This window comes from Bacteroides fragilis NCTC 9343 (assembly GCF_000025985.1).
GTDB lineage: Bacteria > Bacteroidota > Bacteroidia > Bacteroidales > Bacteroidaceae > Bacteroides > Bacteroides fragilis.
In genome coordinates this window covers 4,991,121-5,007,262 of sequence record NC_003228.3, presented here as the reverse complement: position 1 = coordinate 5,007,262, position 16,142 = coordinate 4,991,121, and the positions used below count along the sequence as shown (strand labels likewise).

Genomic DNA, 16,142 nt, shown 5'->3' with positions numbered 1-16,142 from the left:
ATACAATTTGAATGTTTCTTATTTTATATTAGTTGATATATGATATTTGTCGGGAAGAAAAACAGCACTTCGTTTTTTCTACTTATTTCACTCATTTTAGGACTGGCTCTCTATACAGCCTTATTTAGCAGTTGTGTTTACGAGGACTTGAGTAAATGTTCACGGATGTTTATGTTACAGCCACGTTATCTTTTGCATACGGGTGAAGGCGATCGTTTTGGAGAAGCTGTCCACCATATAGATGTGTATGCGTTCGACTCCCTCGGCATTTATCGCAAAATGTTTCGGGACAAAGGAGCACATTTGAAGAATGGCTACCGGATGCCTATTGACCTTCCTGAGGGGAAATGGACCTTTTTATGCTTGGGAGGTAAGGTTGGTGATTACGAGATTGGCATTTTTAAGACAGGTATTCCTCAACAGTTTAGCCCGGCTGTCTCTCCGGGGATTACCACTCTTTCGGATTTTCGTGTAAAAGCGTATTTTGAGCAGAAAGAAAATTTGGAATACTCACTTGGTGAGTTGTTCTTTGGGCGCCTGGACTCCGTGGAGATCACAGCTGATAACGGTGGGACAGGTGTAGTAGACTTAATGAAAAACACGAATAAGATAGAAGTCCGTGTGAAGGGAATCGCTGATGGTTCATCAGCCCGTATCACCTCTGATAACGGACGCTTTAACTCAGAAAATGTTACGCCGGCCGATGCCGGTACGATTATATATGTTCCTTATTATAGCGCATCTCAAGCGGATGATACCCGTGTTTTCCAGTTTGATGTATTGCGCCTGTATACTGACGGGCATCTGTTCCTTAAATTGCTGAATCCCGATGGAACAGATGTTATTCCGGGATTTACAAAAGATTTGATCAATGCTATTATGTCCTCTCCCGCATACCATACTCAGGAGGATTTGGATAGAGAGGATACCTATCTGATTGAATTGGTGCTTTCTAAAGACGGAGTCATTATCTCTTTGCGGGTAAATGGCTGGGAAACTGTCAGTACTACTCCGGAGGTCTGACAAGGAAAGTGAGAATTCAAACGGAGTGGCTACGGATGTTTTTATGGGTAAATAGAATTTGTTTTTTAGAGTGAATTCGTGCCTCTCTCGTGTTGGAAGGTTGTTTTGTCGTCGGGATGAAGCTACTTTGTCAGGACAAGGTAGGCGTAGGCCGGCACAAAACACCTTCTTTTGAGAGTGTATAAAGTTTTAAAAGTAGAGGGCGGAGTATACTATTAATGAACTGAATCTAAATTGATTGCATAAAATGAGCTTATTAAAGAAAAAGTATATGAGATGTGTAAAAGGAATATATATATTCTTTTTGCTACTGTCTTTTATCTCTTGTGAACTGGAAGATAAAATAGGAAGATATACTTCGGGAGACAATCCGGTAGAAGTAGAACTTATGACTCGTAATGTCACTTTAGGAGGAAGTGAATCCGGAGTGACTCTGAAGCGCTTGCGTGTAATTGCTGTGGCGAAAAACAGTGGAAAGGTGGAAATGAATCGCCGTGCCGATTTAAGTGATCCTTCATCATCCGGTTTAGAGCATACAGGGGGAGTGTTTAAACTCTATCTTCGTCCGGGTGATTACGATTTGTTTGTGATCGGTAATGAAACGACGGGCATGAATTCCGCATTAACCGGAGAGCCATCTTTATCAGAAATTAAAAGTGTACCGGTTACTCTACCTGTAGATACGGCAGAGTTTGTGGTATGCAAGCATCTGGATATCCGGATAAGAAATGCAGCCTCTTCAACTCCGGTCACAGGGGAAGTCAGTGTGGATGAAGGATTAACCTGGAATTCAGCGTTCTCGGTTGAGTTGGAGCGCATTGCTTCAAAGGCGAGTCTGGAGATACGAAAAAATACGGATGAAGATATAAAGATCAGGCAGGTCACTGTTAAACAGTTACCTTCGTTCTCTTTTCTTTCCCCCTCTGCTTATCCGCTTTCCGGCGGGCTTACGGTTACTGATACGCGTTCGTTTTCTACACCTGTTTCTATCGCCGGAGAGAAAGATGTTCCCTCAGGATATCCGTATACATCTGTTGTACAGGGAAAGAATAGCTTTATCTTGCCGGAGTACATTTGGGATAATACGGCAGGGAAGGGGCGTGCTTCTTTTATGGAAATAGAGGCTGAACGTAATGGAGCGTCAGAAACATGGCAAATATTATTGGGAAAGAGTACGGATATTCCGGCTGACTACTCACTTGGGCGTAACACTTACTATCGATATATGCTGACCGTGAATCCGCTGAATGTCGATGTAAATGTAAGTGTAGAACCATGGCAGAATACGGCTGCTTATGATACGATTCCCGGAGCAAAGATCGTTTTCTCACGGGTCAATGTCGGTTATTCGTATGCTTCTGAGAGTGTTGTTACGTTTACAACCAAAAACTTGCCTCCTGTATCTGTCAGCCTATCTCCTGTACTATATACTTATAATTCTACAGGTGATCCTGTGAGTTCTAAATTTGATATGACACGGACTAAGATCAATTACAGCTATGACCAGGATACAGGAACAGGCATGGGAACTCTTACCATAAAACGGAACAAAGTTTCTCTTGCGGACACTTTGCTATTGATGGCAGGAGGATTTGCGCATACAATCGCTGTGGAAGGAGTGGAGTTTGCTGGTTCTAATATCTATTTTGATAGGGTTCTCGAGAGGTTTACCTTTGATGATACTCCTGCACCGGGATGCAGAGCGGAACATGAGAAATTTCAGGGGGCGTTTTTTTATTGGGGGTCTTTACAAGGGTACCGAAGAGGGTATGATTTTCTGGCCCCACGTAGGAGCGATAGGGAATGGGGCAATATCTCTTCTCCTGTTTACATCTCTTCATTTTCTGTTGTTGGGGGAGATGATGAGAATTTGATTCTTCAGGAAGGATTACATGATCCTAAGAATCTGAAAGGCGATATTTGCAGCTTTATAACCCAAAGAGGATGGGGGCCGGGGAATAAGAAGTGGCGGATGCCTACTTTAGATGAACTGAAGCTTTTGGGCGATGGGATTCGGGAAACTATTTCTTCTACTCCGAATTGGAACTCTATTTCTATCAGTTCGGATGATGGTAGTTTTGTTATTAGCAATGGAATTCGTACGAATAACCGCTATTATCTTCCTGCTAATAGATATGGGGATAGCGGGGAGTATTGGTCTGCTTCTGCCGCGATTAGTGGTTCAGCCCGAGGACTTTGCTTTAGATATTCAAGTACTTCCATAAAAGATTGGACCACTGCGTTGGTGTCTGGAGCCATTCGTTGCGTTGTTGATTCTGAGAATAATTATTCAAAAGTTTATCGTGTTGTTTATTCGAATACCGATCCTCTGAATCAAGAAAATAATTTGTATAGCGTTCCGCCACCGGCATTGTTGAACGAAGGAGAAACGATAACATTGCCAGCGCTGTCTACAAAATTCAATGATTACGAAGTACGTGAAGGGAGTAAAGTGGTAACAAAGTATTTTCATTCCGGATGGCTTGTAAATGGACGGCATTTTGATTTTGGTGATTCATATGTGGTCGGTGCTGATGGGATAGGAAACACTGAAGTGGAGATTAGGCCTGAATGGACTAAACTTTGTAAAATAGAGTATGTTGCTACTCCTCCATATCCCGGAGCTATTTTTTATTGGCGTTTTCCCAGCACTACTATCTTCGTAAAGATAGGAGAGAAACATTCCTTATTTTATGTTGAATCAGCAGTAAACTCTTCGCCTGTCAAGATGTGTACCGGACTGCTGGTTAATGGTATTCGTTATAGCTTTGGAGATGAAATAGTTGCTAGCACTGATGTCAAGATAGAACCTTATTGGGCAAATACACCGGAGACCCCGTTTGCATCAACTAATTTGGAACTTTCTAATCCGGGTTCTACTGATGCAACCTTTATTTTTGCACCTACTGGCAGTAAGGGTAGTAAGTGCTCCCATCAGGTTGCTAATTCTAACTTTCCCATAAATGGTGTAACTATTCCGTCACTACTGCCGACTGATTATGATAACGCTAGGAGGTTGATACATAGTGTAGAGGGGCTAAAACGAGGAGTTGGTGATGTATGTCGTTTAGTAGGTATCCCTCTAAATGAAATAAATGCGAAATTGGCTGCCGGAGAGTTGCCGGACAACAAAACATGGCGATTACCTGCCGTGTACGAAATGGCTGCTCTACTTCATCCATATCAAGATAGTTCGGAAGGAAGGTTTTATCCTATCTTAAATACTTATTTTCCGTATCATACAGTATATATAGGAATCCCAGGTATTGCGGCTTCTTATATAACCGCTGGTAGTAGAAATAATAACCGTGTGGTTACTGTAACGATTTCGCAAGGAGACGGCGGTATTACTGGTGGCATGTTCAGTGCTACTTCTGATTATGCTCGTTGCATCCGCCAATAGTAATGGAAAATCTGTCACTTAAAATAGTAAGATACAATGTGTTTGAATAAAAATATTAAATCCTTTCTTGGGATACTTATGTGTGGGATATTGGCTTTTCTGCCGGTATCCTGTTCAGATGATTCTCCGGTAACAGGTTCACCCTTGCTTCCGGAGGCTCCTGAAGGTAAAGTGAACGTATTTCTTTCTCTTCATAAAGGGAGTGATTATGAATCTCCTGCCACACGTTCGGGGACAGCGGCCGATGAAACTATTATGGGACCTCCCTGGGTGTTGGTTTTTCTGGGGAATGATAAAGATGCGACTTTCTTGGAAGCCGTACAAGCCAATATGACCTCGGCCGGAGAGCTTTATGCACAATTAAGTGCCTGCAATTCTTCAGTGGTTTTGCTGTTGATTTCAAATGCCGATGAATTGATACAGGCGAAGTTGGGAAGTCTTACGACTACGACAACTTTATCCGATGCAGTTACCAATCTTCTTCTGTATGGCAATCCGTCGGATTCTCCTGTGGCGGGTAATTCTGCATTAGCAATTCCGCAAGCGACAGTTCCTTTTACAGGGAAGAAGATCCCGATGTCGGCCTATTGTCCATTGCCACAGATTATTACAGGTACTACTGTAGGAACTGTCGGTACCCCTCTTCGCCTAAAACGGATCGTATCTAAATTATACGTAGATGCTTCCGGTGCACATGCTTCCGATGGTTTTATTTTGACTGGAGTATCTGTTATTAACGTACCGGTACAAGGAGCACTTGCTTTTGAATATGGAAATGCGAATGAAACTTTACCTATTACGGCTCAATTTACCGATTATGGTCATAAATCGGGTAGTGCTTCCCGGTTGGACAATCCGATTATAGCCTCTTCAACAGGATTCGCCGGGCATACAACCGCAGGTATGGGAAGTGAAGACTATCCTGTTTATGTATATGAAACGGCAGGTGGCCCGGCTGACCGTTCGGATGTTATTCTTGCCGGTAAGTTTGATAACGGACCGATTCACTATTATCGCGCAAGCCTGAAAAACAGTAAAGGAGAAAAGCTGGCATTTAAAAGAAACTATCTTTATACGCTAAATCTGGTACGTGTGGAAGGAGGAGGCTATTCTACGATGGATGAGGCGATTGCTGCTCCTTCGGGTAGTAGCGGAATTCTTTGCAATGTTACGGTGGTAGACGATTCGCATGAAATAACAGGTAATGGTGTTTATTATTTGGGGCTGACGAATTCTTCTTATGTGCTTTATACGGATGAAGAACAGAAGGATGTTACGGTATGTGTGATAGGGACCAATGCGTACAGCCGTCCGGGAAGTACGGTTACTCCGGGAGTGGTAAGCATGTCGTCCGGGATAGCCGGTGTGACTCTTAAAACTACTTCGATCTCCGCAGACTCGACTGCCATTAAGTTGGATTTTGCCAAGGGGGCGCAGGGAGAAACGACCCTTGATGTTCAGGTTGGAGGATTGCGTAGGGAAATAAAGCTGAAAGCTGCCGGTATGGGTGTTTCCGGTAATTATGCTTCAGGTTCTCAAGGACTCTTGTTGGGAGATTTCAACCAGATCCGTATTCTTGAAAGTACGTCTAAGTCTGGACTGGCAATATCTCCCGCATCTCCGGACCGGGATAGCGAGGTCATCTCTTCCGTTACTTCTCCTTCTGTCCCTGTTTACTTCTTTGTCGAGGAGGCTGCGGGCCCACAAAGTGCTAAATTGTCGGGCCTTGCGGGAGAATCCGTCGTTGTTATAGAGAATCGGGTGTATAACGATCTCCCTGCCGCATCTAATATTTATTGGGACGCGGCACAAGGCAGATTGACGTTCGATGATGTTCCGTCGTATGTTCCTGCTGCCCGAAACCAAAAACAGGGAGTATATTTTCTGTATGGTTCCTTAATTGCACTGCAAGGAGGAAGCAGCGCAACTGATGTGCGTCAGCTCGATGCAGCAGAAGTGAATCCTGTATGGAAAACCAATCAGTCTCCGAACATTCCTAAGTTTAATCCCGCCTCTTTAGCTCCCGGAGCAGATCTGGAGAATGTATTGATACATATTCATAATCCGGGTAATCGTATTGGTGATATCTGCCGTTATCTTACGCAGCGCGGATGGGCTCCTCCGGGAAAGAAATGGAAGATGCCTGTGAAAGAACGTTTAGAAGCTGTCTTGAACAGTATATATAGAACTGAAGGATCTTGGTTACCGATAGGGGGACTTGCGACAGACGGTACTGGTGAAGTTGTTCACGGGAGATTGATAAAGGATCGATTTTACTTTCCGGCATCGGGTTCACGCAAAGAAGATGGAACCTTTATCGAGCAACCGGGTGTCTCCGGACACTACTGGAGTTCTTCTGTCATTTCCGGCAGTATCGGATGGCAACCTGCTTCGCTGTGGTTTCAGGGAGGGGATGCTGCAATACAAGCAACTGCTTTGGACGTGGCTCTTCCGGTTCGTTGTGTCGTAGATAATACGTCTACCGATTGGCCGGAATTAGCTACTGTCACTTATTATGCTTATCCGCCGGGAGGAGCAACATTAACCTCGGAACTGCCGGCCAATCATTTTGTGGAGCAACGCAAACCTTTTGCGCTGCCCTCTACCCCTTTGACTCTCAGTGATCCGTCTGTGGCTCATACCGGCTGGGGCAATAATCTTGGATTGGGAGAAAATACTACTATAAACACTAGTGTTGGCAGTTTTTATGCGACTTTTAGCCAAGGTGCTTCTCTAGAGTATGACTCTAATCTTCCTGCAGGTACGGCTTTAGTGTCCGGAACGGTTCCGGGAGTCTATGTTGCTGCCGGAGGTACGAGTATCAAACTTTCGACGAACCAGTTGGTATGTAGTAATCCAGGTTATGTGCATACCGGATGGAGCATCGATGGAGTTTATCATGGATTGGGTGCAAACTATGTGATGCATGCATCCGGTTCCAGGAAGGCTTTTGCCGTATGGTCACGTGACTGCTGGGTTGAGTATCTGGCAAAGGCGCCTGCGGGTGCCCCTGCCGGTGTTACTGTCACCGGTACTTTGCCGTCTCCTGTGAAAGTAGCCCAGAATTCATCGGTTACTTTAGCAACGGAAGCCCAAGGTTTACAGGTTTGCAGTGATCCGAGGTGGAAACACACTGCATGGACGGCAGGCGCTTTTGGCGGAAATACGATCGTGACAAATGACCTTAAAATATATCCCGAATGGACGCGGTATTATCAAGTAACTTACTCACCGCAGCCACCGTCCGGAACAGTACCCGGCTATCCGCGTTCTGAAATTGTGGCGCCGGGAAGTAGCGTGATGTTGCCGGTTCAACTGCATAGCAGTGATCCTTTGCAGGTACATCAGGCGTGGCTGGTAGGTGGACAAGAGAAGGCACCGGGAACATCGGTCATTGTCAATGGGGATATGACCATAACTGCTAAGTGGCTGCTTTATGAAGTAAGCTATCTGGCAAATGCTCCGGTAGGGACCACTTCGGTAACTCCTTTACCCGCTTTACAGAAGATAGCTCCGGGCAAGATGGTGACTTTATCCGCTACCCGTTTGGTATGCAGTGATCCGGCGTGGATACATACCGGCTGGAGCGTCGGAGGTGTGCATTACATTTTTGGGGCCAATATACCCGTTCTAAGTAACATGCAGGTATCTGCCGAATGGACAAAAAGATTTAAGATCAAGTATCATCTGAACTTGCCTTCAGGAACCGGTCATGCTGGTGATATGCTACCTGAGGATGAATATGTGATGCCTGGACAGAACGTGACTCTGGCAGTTCCCAGGCTCAAATGCAGCAATGAGGATTTCTTCTTTACCGGTTGGATGATTAATGGGCAGTTCTATGGTTTAGGTTCAAGTTACACACCGCTACCCGGTCAGGATACAGATGTCTATGCAGTATGGAAATATGCTCAAGCTATGGAATTCAATGTAACCGTATCTAATTCAGGTCGTGGAACCGATAATGCCACATTGGTATTTACGGACAGTAAAGAAGAGACCGGAGCGTTCTTTCAAAGTCGCGGAGTCGTTGCATGGAGCAATACGGGAAGTCCCGTTACCTGGTTTGATCCGGTAAGCACCGGGCGTACATGGTCTTCCAATTGGATGGCTTTCGCGTCGGAAGAGTTGCATACTTATGCTAACCTCAGAAATGGCGGCGGGGACCCGTGCCGCTTGATTGGGTATTCACAGAAGTATGTAAGTACGCAGATCTCCAAAGGGGAACTACCTGATAATAGAACGTGGAGACTGCCTAAAGGACGGGAGTATATGCAGTATGGATTTACACCGGAAAATAAAGTTGGCAGTTGGGCTAATGGCTGGAACTTTAACAATGGTAAATTTCTTCCGGCTTCAGGAATGCGTAGTGTTGCTGACGGTCAACTCCGTGAATCAGGCGTCGGATATTATTGGTTGAGTGATTACTTTACGATTATCGATGATTTTGGTAAGCAGTATATGGGTAGAGGAAGTAAAGTTTCATCGGAGAAGGTGATAGAAGAAGGTGTTGTATATCATTCTGCAGCCGGCTTCCAGATTCGATGTGTGAGACAGTAGTTTTTGAAACGTTTATTTAATAATTGATAAAAAGCTAAACATGAAGAAGATTGATTTAATTAGAAGTATTGCTGTTAAAAGCAATTTAAAGAAAGAGCAGATTGCCATTGTGGTGGAAGGTGTGATGGAGGCTATTGCCGAGGCGCTACATCAGGGAGAATCCGTCACATTGGTAGGTTTCGGAACCTTTGAAGTAAAAGAGCGCAAAGCCCGTAAAGGTTATAATCTGTCTACGGGAGAGATAATGACTATTCCGGGGAAAAAGACGGTGAGATTCAAACCGGGTGCAAAGATGAATCTTGAGAAGAAGCATCAGGATACCTCCCGGTGAGATTGTGAAAGTTCTAATTAAGGCCAATGCCCATCTGTGACAGATCGGCTTATTGTTTGTTTTGTTTGTGTGCAAGTGCATTCTTCCCGGCGGGGCAAGAATGCACTTACTTTTTGTATGCGATGTGGTCACCTTGGTCAAATGACCATGAGGAAGATTGAGTAAACTGCACTTGTATTCACGCCCCTTTATTTCTTTTTCATTCGATCGTGTCTCTGTGAAGGGAAGGTCTGTCAGAAAATAAAAAGCCTCTTCCACAATTACGCGGAGGAGGCTTTTTTATACCTTATATATTAGGCTTTATTCTTCTGTAGTAGTTGCAGGTGCCGAACCTTTTTTGTTTTTCAGCATCATATATGCAATCGGAGAAGCTACGAACAGAGATGACAGTGTACCGATGACAACACCCAGGATCATTGCGAAGGCGAAGCTGCGGATAGAGTCACCACCCAGGATGAAGATACACAGCAACACGATCAATGTACTCAAAGAGGTGTTGATGGTACGTGCCAGAGTTGTGTTCAGAGAGTCATCAAACAACTGTTTTACGTTGCGTTTCGGATACAGGCCGAAGAATTCACGCACACGGTCGAAGATTACCACCTTATCGTTGATTGAGTAACCGATAGCAGTCAGGATAGCGCCGATGAAAGTCTGGTCGATCTCCAGAGAGAACGGCATCCAGCCCCAGCACAGTGAGTAAGCACCTAAGATCATCAGTGTATCACTGGTCAGTGCTGCTACAGAACCCGCACTGTAAGCGATGTTACGGAAGCGGATCAGGATATAAAGACCGATAGCAACCAGAGCGAATACAACCGACCAGATGGCTGAAGTCTTGATATCGTCAGCGATACTCGGACCTACTTTCTGTGAACTGATGATACTGCCGCCCGTATGGTTATCGCGGTCGATGAATGTAGCCAGTGTGATGTTCTGAGTCAGCATCGGTTTCAATGCTTCGTACAGGTAAGATTCGATTTCAGAGTCTACATTGTTACCTTCGTCCTGAATACGGTAGTTGGTACTGATACGTACAGTCTTCTTATCGGTACCGATAGAGATAACGCTTACGTTGGCATCACCGAACTTGTTAGAGATCAGCTCACGTACCTGTTCCGGTTCGATCGGATTTTCGAACTGAACCTTGAAGTTACGTCCACCGGTGAAGTCGATACTCTGGCTCAAACCGCGGGTTACCAGCGAACCGATACAGATCAGCAAGATCACGCCTGTGATAGTCAGCCATTTCTTGTTGCCACCCATAAAGTCGAAGTGTGTATTTACCAGCATCTTCTTAGAGATAGGTGAAGTAAATGTCAGATTCAGCAGTTTGTCTTTGCTCATGAAGTGTTCGTAAACCAGACGGGTCATGAACACGGCTGTAAAGAATGAACAGAGGATACCGATGATCAGAGTCGTGGCGAAACCACGGATCGGACCTGTACCGAAATAGAACAGGATGATACCGGTGATGATAGAAGTCAAGTTGGAGTCGAAGATAGCAGAGAAGGCATTTGAGTAACCGTCCGCCAATGCTTTCTTCACGCCTTTGCCGCTACGAAGCTCTTCTTTGGTACGTTCGTAGATCAACACGTTCGCATCCACCGCCATACCGAGTGACAACACCATACCGGCAATACCTGACATGGTCAGCGCAGCCTGGAAAGATGAAAGGATACCCAGTGTGAAGAAGAAGTTCAGTACCAAAGCACCGTTGGCAATCATACCCGGGATGAATCCGTACATAGAGCACATGTAGATCATCAACAGGATCAGAGCGACAACGAATGAGAAGATACCTGCGTTGATAGATTCCTGACCCAGTGACGGACCGACGATGTCTTCCTGAACGATGTGTGCAGGAGCCGGCATCTTACCGGACTTCAATACGTTAGCCAAGTCCTTTGCCTGTTCCGGAGTAAAGTGGCCGGTGATCTGTGAGTTACCACCTGTAATCTCGTTACTTACGTTCGGAGCGGAATATACATAATTATCCAATACGATGGCGATGGACTTATTGATGTTCTGCTTGGTCAGCAATGCCCAGCGACGTGCGCCGTCAGAGTTCATCGACATGCTTACAGACGGTTTGCCGTATTGGTCATAGTCGTCTTTAGCATCGGTTACAACGTCACCTTCGAGCGGTGCTTTACCGTTACGCTCGGTTGATTTGATGGCATACAATTCAAAAGTCTGTCCTTTCGGATCGTATTCGAACGGAGAAACACCCCATTTCAGGCGAAGATCTTTCGGCAACTCGGCAGCCACTTCTTTCATAGCGAGGTATGAATTGACAGTCGCTGTATCTTTATAGTTTGCATAACCTACCACAGGGCCTCCGTTCGGATTTACACTCAGGATAGCCAGTAGCGGATGCTCTTTCTTCAGTTGTTCCAGATCGGCAGAAGAAGCCTGCTGTTTCTTTTCTCCGCCTTTCAGTGCGGCAGCAAGGCTGTCGGCAGCGCTGACTGCTTTATCGGGAGTAGCTTCTGCTGCAGCCAAGGCGGTTGAATCTACTGCGGCAACTGTATCGTTGACGGTAGCTTCGTGTGCCAGGACTGCGCGGAGTTTAGAGTCGGCAGCCTGCAAGTAAGGAGCTACTTCCTTGGCGTTGTATGTTTCCCAGAATTCGAGGTTAGCCGATCCCTGAAGCAGCTTTCTTACACGTTCGGGTTCTTTGATACCCGGAAGTTCCACCATGATACGTCCCATTTTGTCTTCGAGGCTCTGGATGTTGGGCTGAACCACACCAAAGCGGTCGATACGTGTACGAAGCACGTTGTATGAGTTCGTTACGGCAGCTTTTACTTCTTCTCTCAGCACCTTTTCAACTTCGGCGTCTGATGATTTCTGGTTTACTTTGTCTTTGAGCTGTTGTGTCGCGAAGAGTTCAGAGAGTTTGGCACCCGGTGCAACTTTGTGATACTCTTTAATAAACAGTGTGATCACGTCGTCCTGGCTGGTGGTTGCCTGTTTGGCAGCTTCGGCCAGTGCTTTGTTGAAAGCTTCGTCGGGCTTGTTGTCAGCCAATGCTTTGATAACATCGGGTACAGACACTTCGAGGATAACGTTCATACCTCCCTTAAGGTCCAGACCTAAACTGATTTCCATTTCACGACACTGTTTCAGCGTATAGTTACCCAACCATACTTTCTCGTTGGAGAGAGAGTCGAGGTAATCCTGCTCTACCTTCACGTCGCCTTTCGCAAACTCTTTTGCCTTATTGGTATAATGGCGAGTCACGAAGGAGAAAGAGAGGTAGAACACGCATACCAGCGTGAGTAATACCGCAAAAACCTTTACAAATCCTTTGTTTTGCATTTTACTTTTAATTTATTATGATTACATTTTAATTGATTTCTGTCGCATACAAGGCTGCAAATATAGTTTTTTTTTCACATTCAGAAGTAATTAGGAGGCAAATATTTGAATGTGAAGGGGATTTTTGGGACGCTTCGACAGATATTGGCGGAAGTATCGTTTGTCTTTTTGGCAATATGTCAAATGAAACCTCCCAGTTTTCTTTTTTTCGACTCTCGGGACAGGAGGGGCCGGAAAAACGTCTCTATTTCGTTTCCCGGTTTATCGTTTTGCTTTGTCCGGTTTTTATTTTCCGTCAGAAAGAAAGCGATCTGGAAGTAAATATTCCCGGTGCTCTTCAGGGAGGGGAATTTTAGGCTTTTTGATACTCCGGTAGGTGGTTCGGAGAGCAACCGGTTAGAGCATGAAGAGCCGGAATAAGTCGTGTTTTCCGGAGCAGTAAACGTAGTTTTCAAAACGTATGGAGATGTCAGTGCAAAGAAGTAAGCGTTTTTAGAAAATGTAACCGTCTTTTGAAGGAAATGCTTACTTCTTTTTCGGAAAACGAAGAGGCTTTTAGTATCGAATCCGGACTTATTCTTACTTAATCCCCGGCTTTGACCCTTCAATGACCCGGTTTTCTTCCTGTTCGGCCTCCGGTTGGGCATTCTTTTTGTAAAGACGAGTTAGCGGATCGGTCTTTTTCCTGTCTTTTTGCTTGCAAGGCTGATGAATCATGAACAAAAGAACAATTCTTCCTTTGCGTGCTTTGGGGAAGAGCCGTAACGGGCGAAGCTATTCAGATTCTTCTGAAAGGGATTGTCGTTTGCGATTAATCGGGGAGCGTAATATAGCACCAGATGGGATAATGGTCTGAGTCTTTGATGGAATTGTCCACCGTGCATCCGGACGCTTTCAGGTTTTTACTGACCAAAATATTGTCAATCCGGAAATAGAATTTATTCTGGTTGTATGAGATGCCCAGCCCGCATCCCGATTCAGTAAAAGCATCGTCCATATCTTGCGAGATGACCCGGTGGGCATACGAAATCGGGGAGTCGTTAAAGTCGCCGCAAACGATGACCGACGGATAAGGTGAATGGGCTATTTCCTGAGCGATGGTGCGCGCCTGTGCCGAGCGGATGGCCGAAGCTTCTGCCAGTTTATTGACGAGTTGCCGTACACCGCTTTTCACTTTTCCCGCCTTCGGATCTTTCAGCATGTCTTCATACACCACTTTGTCTTCTCGGGTAAGTTTATTCGACTCAAGGTGATTGTTTATCAGCAGCACGGTGTCTTTTCCTATCTTGATCTCGTAAACCATGCTGCCGTTGTAGTTGCTCCGGTAGTCGAGCATGCGTGCCGATAGAATCGGAAACTTCGAGTAACAGGCCAGTTGACTGCCTGCTCCGGTTTTTCCCACTTGCTTGATGTTGTGATACGGATAATCCTTTAATGCCTGCCTGATCTCTTTATTGCTGAGATGTATCTTGGCGGTTTCGGAGCCGGCATACTCCTGCATGCAGACGATGTCGGCGTTGCTGTTTTTTATATAATTCAGGATGGGGTTTTGTCCGTTCTCTTTCTTCATGTTCCCAAAGGACATGATGTTGTACGAAAGGAGTTTGATGCTGTTTTCCGGTTGTCCGGCCGTTCCCGGGTTGACAGGCATATAGGTGCGCAACTGCGGATAGCAAAGGAGGAAACCCAGTAGGGGTACCAGTGCGAAACGGTAACGCACGATGAGCCAAAAGATCAGAAAGCAGAAGTTGATGACGAGAAAAATGGGAAAAGTCAGTCCCAGGCATGACTGCACCGGATGCACTTCGGGATTGATATACGGGCTGTAAGCTGTCAACAGTAACATTCCGATGAAGAATGCGTTGACAGCCAGACATAAGAATAGGGCTAATCTGCCTATATGCTTCATGTGCTATCTTTTGCTTGCGTCAAACAAGCTCTTTTTTTCTTCTGTTGTCAGACTCTCGTATCCCGACTTCTTCAGCTTGTCGAGAATCCGGTCTATCTCGTCCGATTGTGCCTTCTTGCGGGCGTTGTAATCGTAGTCGTTCTGACGGGTATTGTTTCCGTAATGCACCTTCATCTTGGGTTTCCGCTTCCAGGTTTTGGCGCTGAACAGGGCGGCGATGGCATCGAGCGCCTTGTTGACCCATGAAGTGATGTCTTTCCCTTTGTTCAGGCTTGCTGCAAACCAGAGTCCTGCCAGTGCTCCACCCAGGTGGGCGATGTGCCCGCCCGCATTGCTCGATGTGATGAACAGCAGATCGGTCAGCACCACGATCAGGGCCAGATATTTCAACCGTACATTGCCGAAGAAGAGAAGGCGTACGGGATAGTTCGGCTCCCGGTAGGCTGTTGCCACGACGATAGCCAGCACCGAAGCCGATGCGCCTACCATGGTGGAGTAGGCGGTCATGGGACGGAAATACGGGAAAACATTATAAGAAATCATATAAAGCAGTCCGCCGCAGATTCCTCCTACTATATAAAGGCCTCTCAGGTGCTTGCCCGAGAAGAAATACAGAAACAGCGCCCCGAACCAATAGAGCCATAGCATGTTGAACAGGATGTGCAGAAATCCCGCATGCATGAACATGTAGGTGAAGATAGACCATGGCTGCCATGCAAATCGGGTAAAAGAAGCCGGCAAAGCCAGCAGCTCGAAGATACCGGCGGCACTCCGGTTGAACAACTGCAGTAAGATACCGATCAGCGTTGTAATGACAAATACCCCAACGTTGATGAATATCAGTTGAATATAGACGTTCCCTCTACGAAACGCTTCTTTCAGGTCAGTTATAATATGTCCCATTGTTTCTGTTCTTTTTTCTCCAGTACATGATCAGGATGAATCCGAATATCATTCCTCCGAGATGCGCGAAGTGCGCCACGTTGTCGCCCGGATTATTGGCAAAACCTGCATACAGTTCTATCAGGGCATATCCGATAACGAAGAATTTTGCCTTGATAGGGAAAGGCAGCGGGAAGATGAACAACTGCTGGTTGGGGAACAGCATTCCGAAAGCCAGCAAGATGGCGTACACGGCTCCCGAAGCTCCCACTGTAGTCATCATGTTCAGGTATTCACTCATAGGGATGATACCCGTACCGATGTTTACACTGGTATATTGCGACAGTTCGGTCACGTATTGTATGTATTGTACTCCTTCCTGAAGTAAGCCTGCGCCCACGCCGCAGAGGATATAATAAAATAAAAAACGTTTCGGGCCCCATACTTGTTCGAGAATCCGTCCGAACATCCATACCGCAAACATATTAAAGAAGATGTGGGTGAATCCCCCGTGCATAAACATGTAAGTGAATAGCTGTGCCGGATTAAAATTGTCGGCAAGGAAAAAGTGCAGACCCAGATAGTCGGATAAGTTGATCCCATAGCTTTGTGCTACAAATTGTGCGAGGAACAGGAGAACATTGATAATTATCAGGTTTTTTGTTACAGTAGGCATCCTTCTTATTTGTTAATGTAATTAATGTGATAAT

The 16,142-nt window shown here is 45.6% G+C and carries 8 protein-coding genes; 4 read left to right on the top strand and 4 right to left on the bottom strand.

Translation table 11 applies throughout. From position 1 onward, the window contains the following. The first annotated feature begins 39 nt into the window (after positions 1-39). The 4 genes from BF9343_RS20595 (at position 40) to BF9343_RS20580 (ending at position 9,317) form a co-directional block, all read left to right on the top strand. On the top strand, positions 40-1,023 hold the full coding sequence (locus BF9343_RS20595; RefSeq protein WP_010993771.1) for a FimB/Mfa2 family fimbrial subunit: 984 nt from the start codon (positions 40-42) through the stop codon (positions 1,021-1,023). Positions 1,024-1,294: 271 nt separating this feature from the next. Then, entirely contained in the window at positions 1,295-4,426 is a 3,132-nt protein-coding gene (locus BF9343_RS20590; RefSeq protein ID WP_010993770.1) for a hypothetical protein, read from the top strand. Between the two features lie 36 nt (positions 4,427-4,462). Next, positions 4,463-8,986 (top strand): hypothetical protein, encoded by a 4,524-nt coding sequence (locus BF9343_RS20585; RefSeq protein WP_010993769.1) that lies wholly within the window; start codon positions 4,463-4,465, stop codon positions 8,984-8,986. 40 nt (positions 8,987-9,026) lie between these two features. Next, entirely contained in the window at positions 9,027-9,317 is a 291-nt protein-coding gene (locus BF9343_RS20580; RefSeq protein WP_005791180.1) for an HU family DNA-binding protein, read from the top strand. 300 nt (positions 9,318-9,617) lie between these two features. Here BF9343_RS20580 and secDF read toward each other — a convergent pair whose 3' ends face one another. The 4 genes from secDF to BF9343_RS20555 form a co-directional block, all read right to left on the bottom strand. Then, entirely contained in the window at positions 9,618-12,641 is a 3,024-nt protein-coding gene (secDF, locus tag BF9343_RS20575; protein ID WP_005791181.1) for a protein translocase subunit SecDF, read from the bottom strand. A gap of 811 nt (positions 12,642-13,452) precedes the next feature. Further along, positions 13,453-14,550, bottom strand: a complete 1,098-nt coding sequence (locus BF9343_RS20565) for an endonuclease/exonuclease/phosphatase family protein (RefSeq protein ID WP_005791183.1) — start codon at positions 14,548-14,550, stop codon at positions 13,453-13,455. 3 nt (positions 14,551-14,553) lie between these two features. Beyond that, entirely contained in the window at positions 14,554-15,453 is a 900-nt protein-coding gene (locus BF9343_RS20560; RefSeq protein ID WP_005791185.1) for a rhomboid family protein, read from the bottom strand. Then, positions 15,434-16,108: a rhomboid family intramembrane serine protease gene (locus BF9343_RS20555; RefSeq protein ID WP_005791187.1), complete on the bottom strand. Its 675-nt coding sequence runs from the start codon at positions 16,106-16,108 to the stop codon at positions 15,434-15,436. Before BF9343_RS20555 ends, BF9343_RS20560 begins: the two co-directional genes overlap by 20 nt. Positions 16,109-16,142: the final 34 nt, after the last annotated feature.

Coding starts and splice junctions, on each gene's coding strand:
- BF9343_RS20590 (WP_010993770.1), top strand. CDS start 1,295: ATGAGATGTGTAAAAGGAATATATATATTCTTTTTGCTACTGTCTTTT.
- BF9343_RS20595 (WP_010993771.1), top strand. CDS start 40: ATGATATTTGTCGGGAAGAAAAACAGCACTTCGTTTTTTCTACTTATT.
- BF9343_RS20565 (WP_005791183.1), bottom strand. CDS start 14,550: ATGAAGCATATAGGCAGATTAGCCCTATTCTTATGTCTGGCTGTCAAC.
- BF9343_RS20555 (WP_005791187.1), bottom strand. CDS start 16,108: ATGCCTACTGTAACAAAAAACCTGATAATTATCAATGTTCTCCTGTTC.
- BF9343_RS20585 (WP_010993769.1), top strand. CDS start 4,463: ATGTGTTTGAATAAAAATATTAAATCCTTTCTTGGGATACTTATGTGT.
- BF9343_RS20560 (WP_005791185.1), bottom strand. CDS start 15,453: ATGGGACATATTATAACTGACCTGAAAGAAGCGTTTCGTAGAGGGAAC.
- secDF (WP_005791181.1), bottom strand. CDS start 12,641: ATGCAAAACAAAGGATTTGTAAAGGTTTTTGCGGTATTACTCACGCTG.
- BF9343_RS20580 (WP_005791180.1), top strand. CDS start 9,027: ATGAAGAAGATTGATTTAATTAGAAGTATTGCTGTTAAAAGCAATTTA.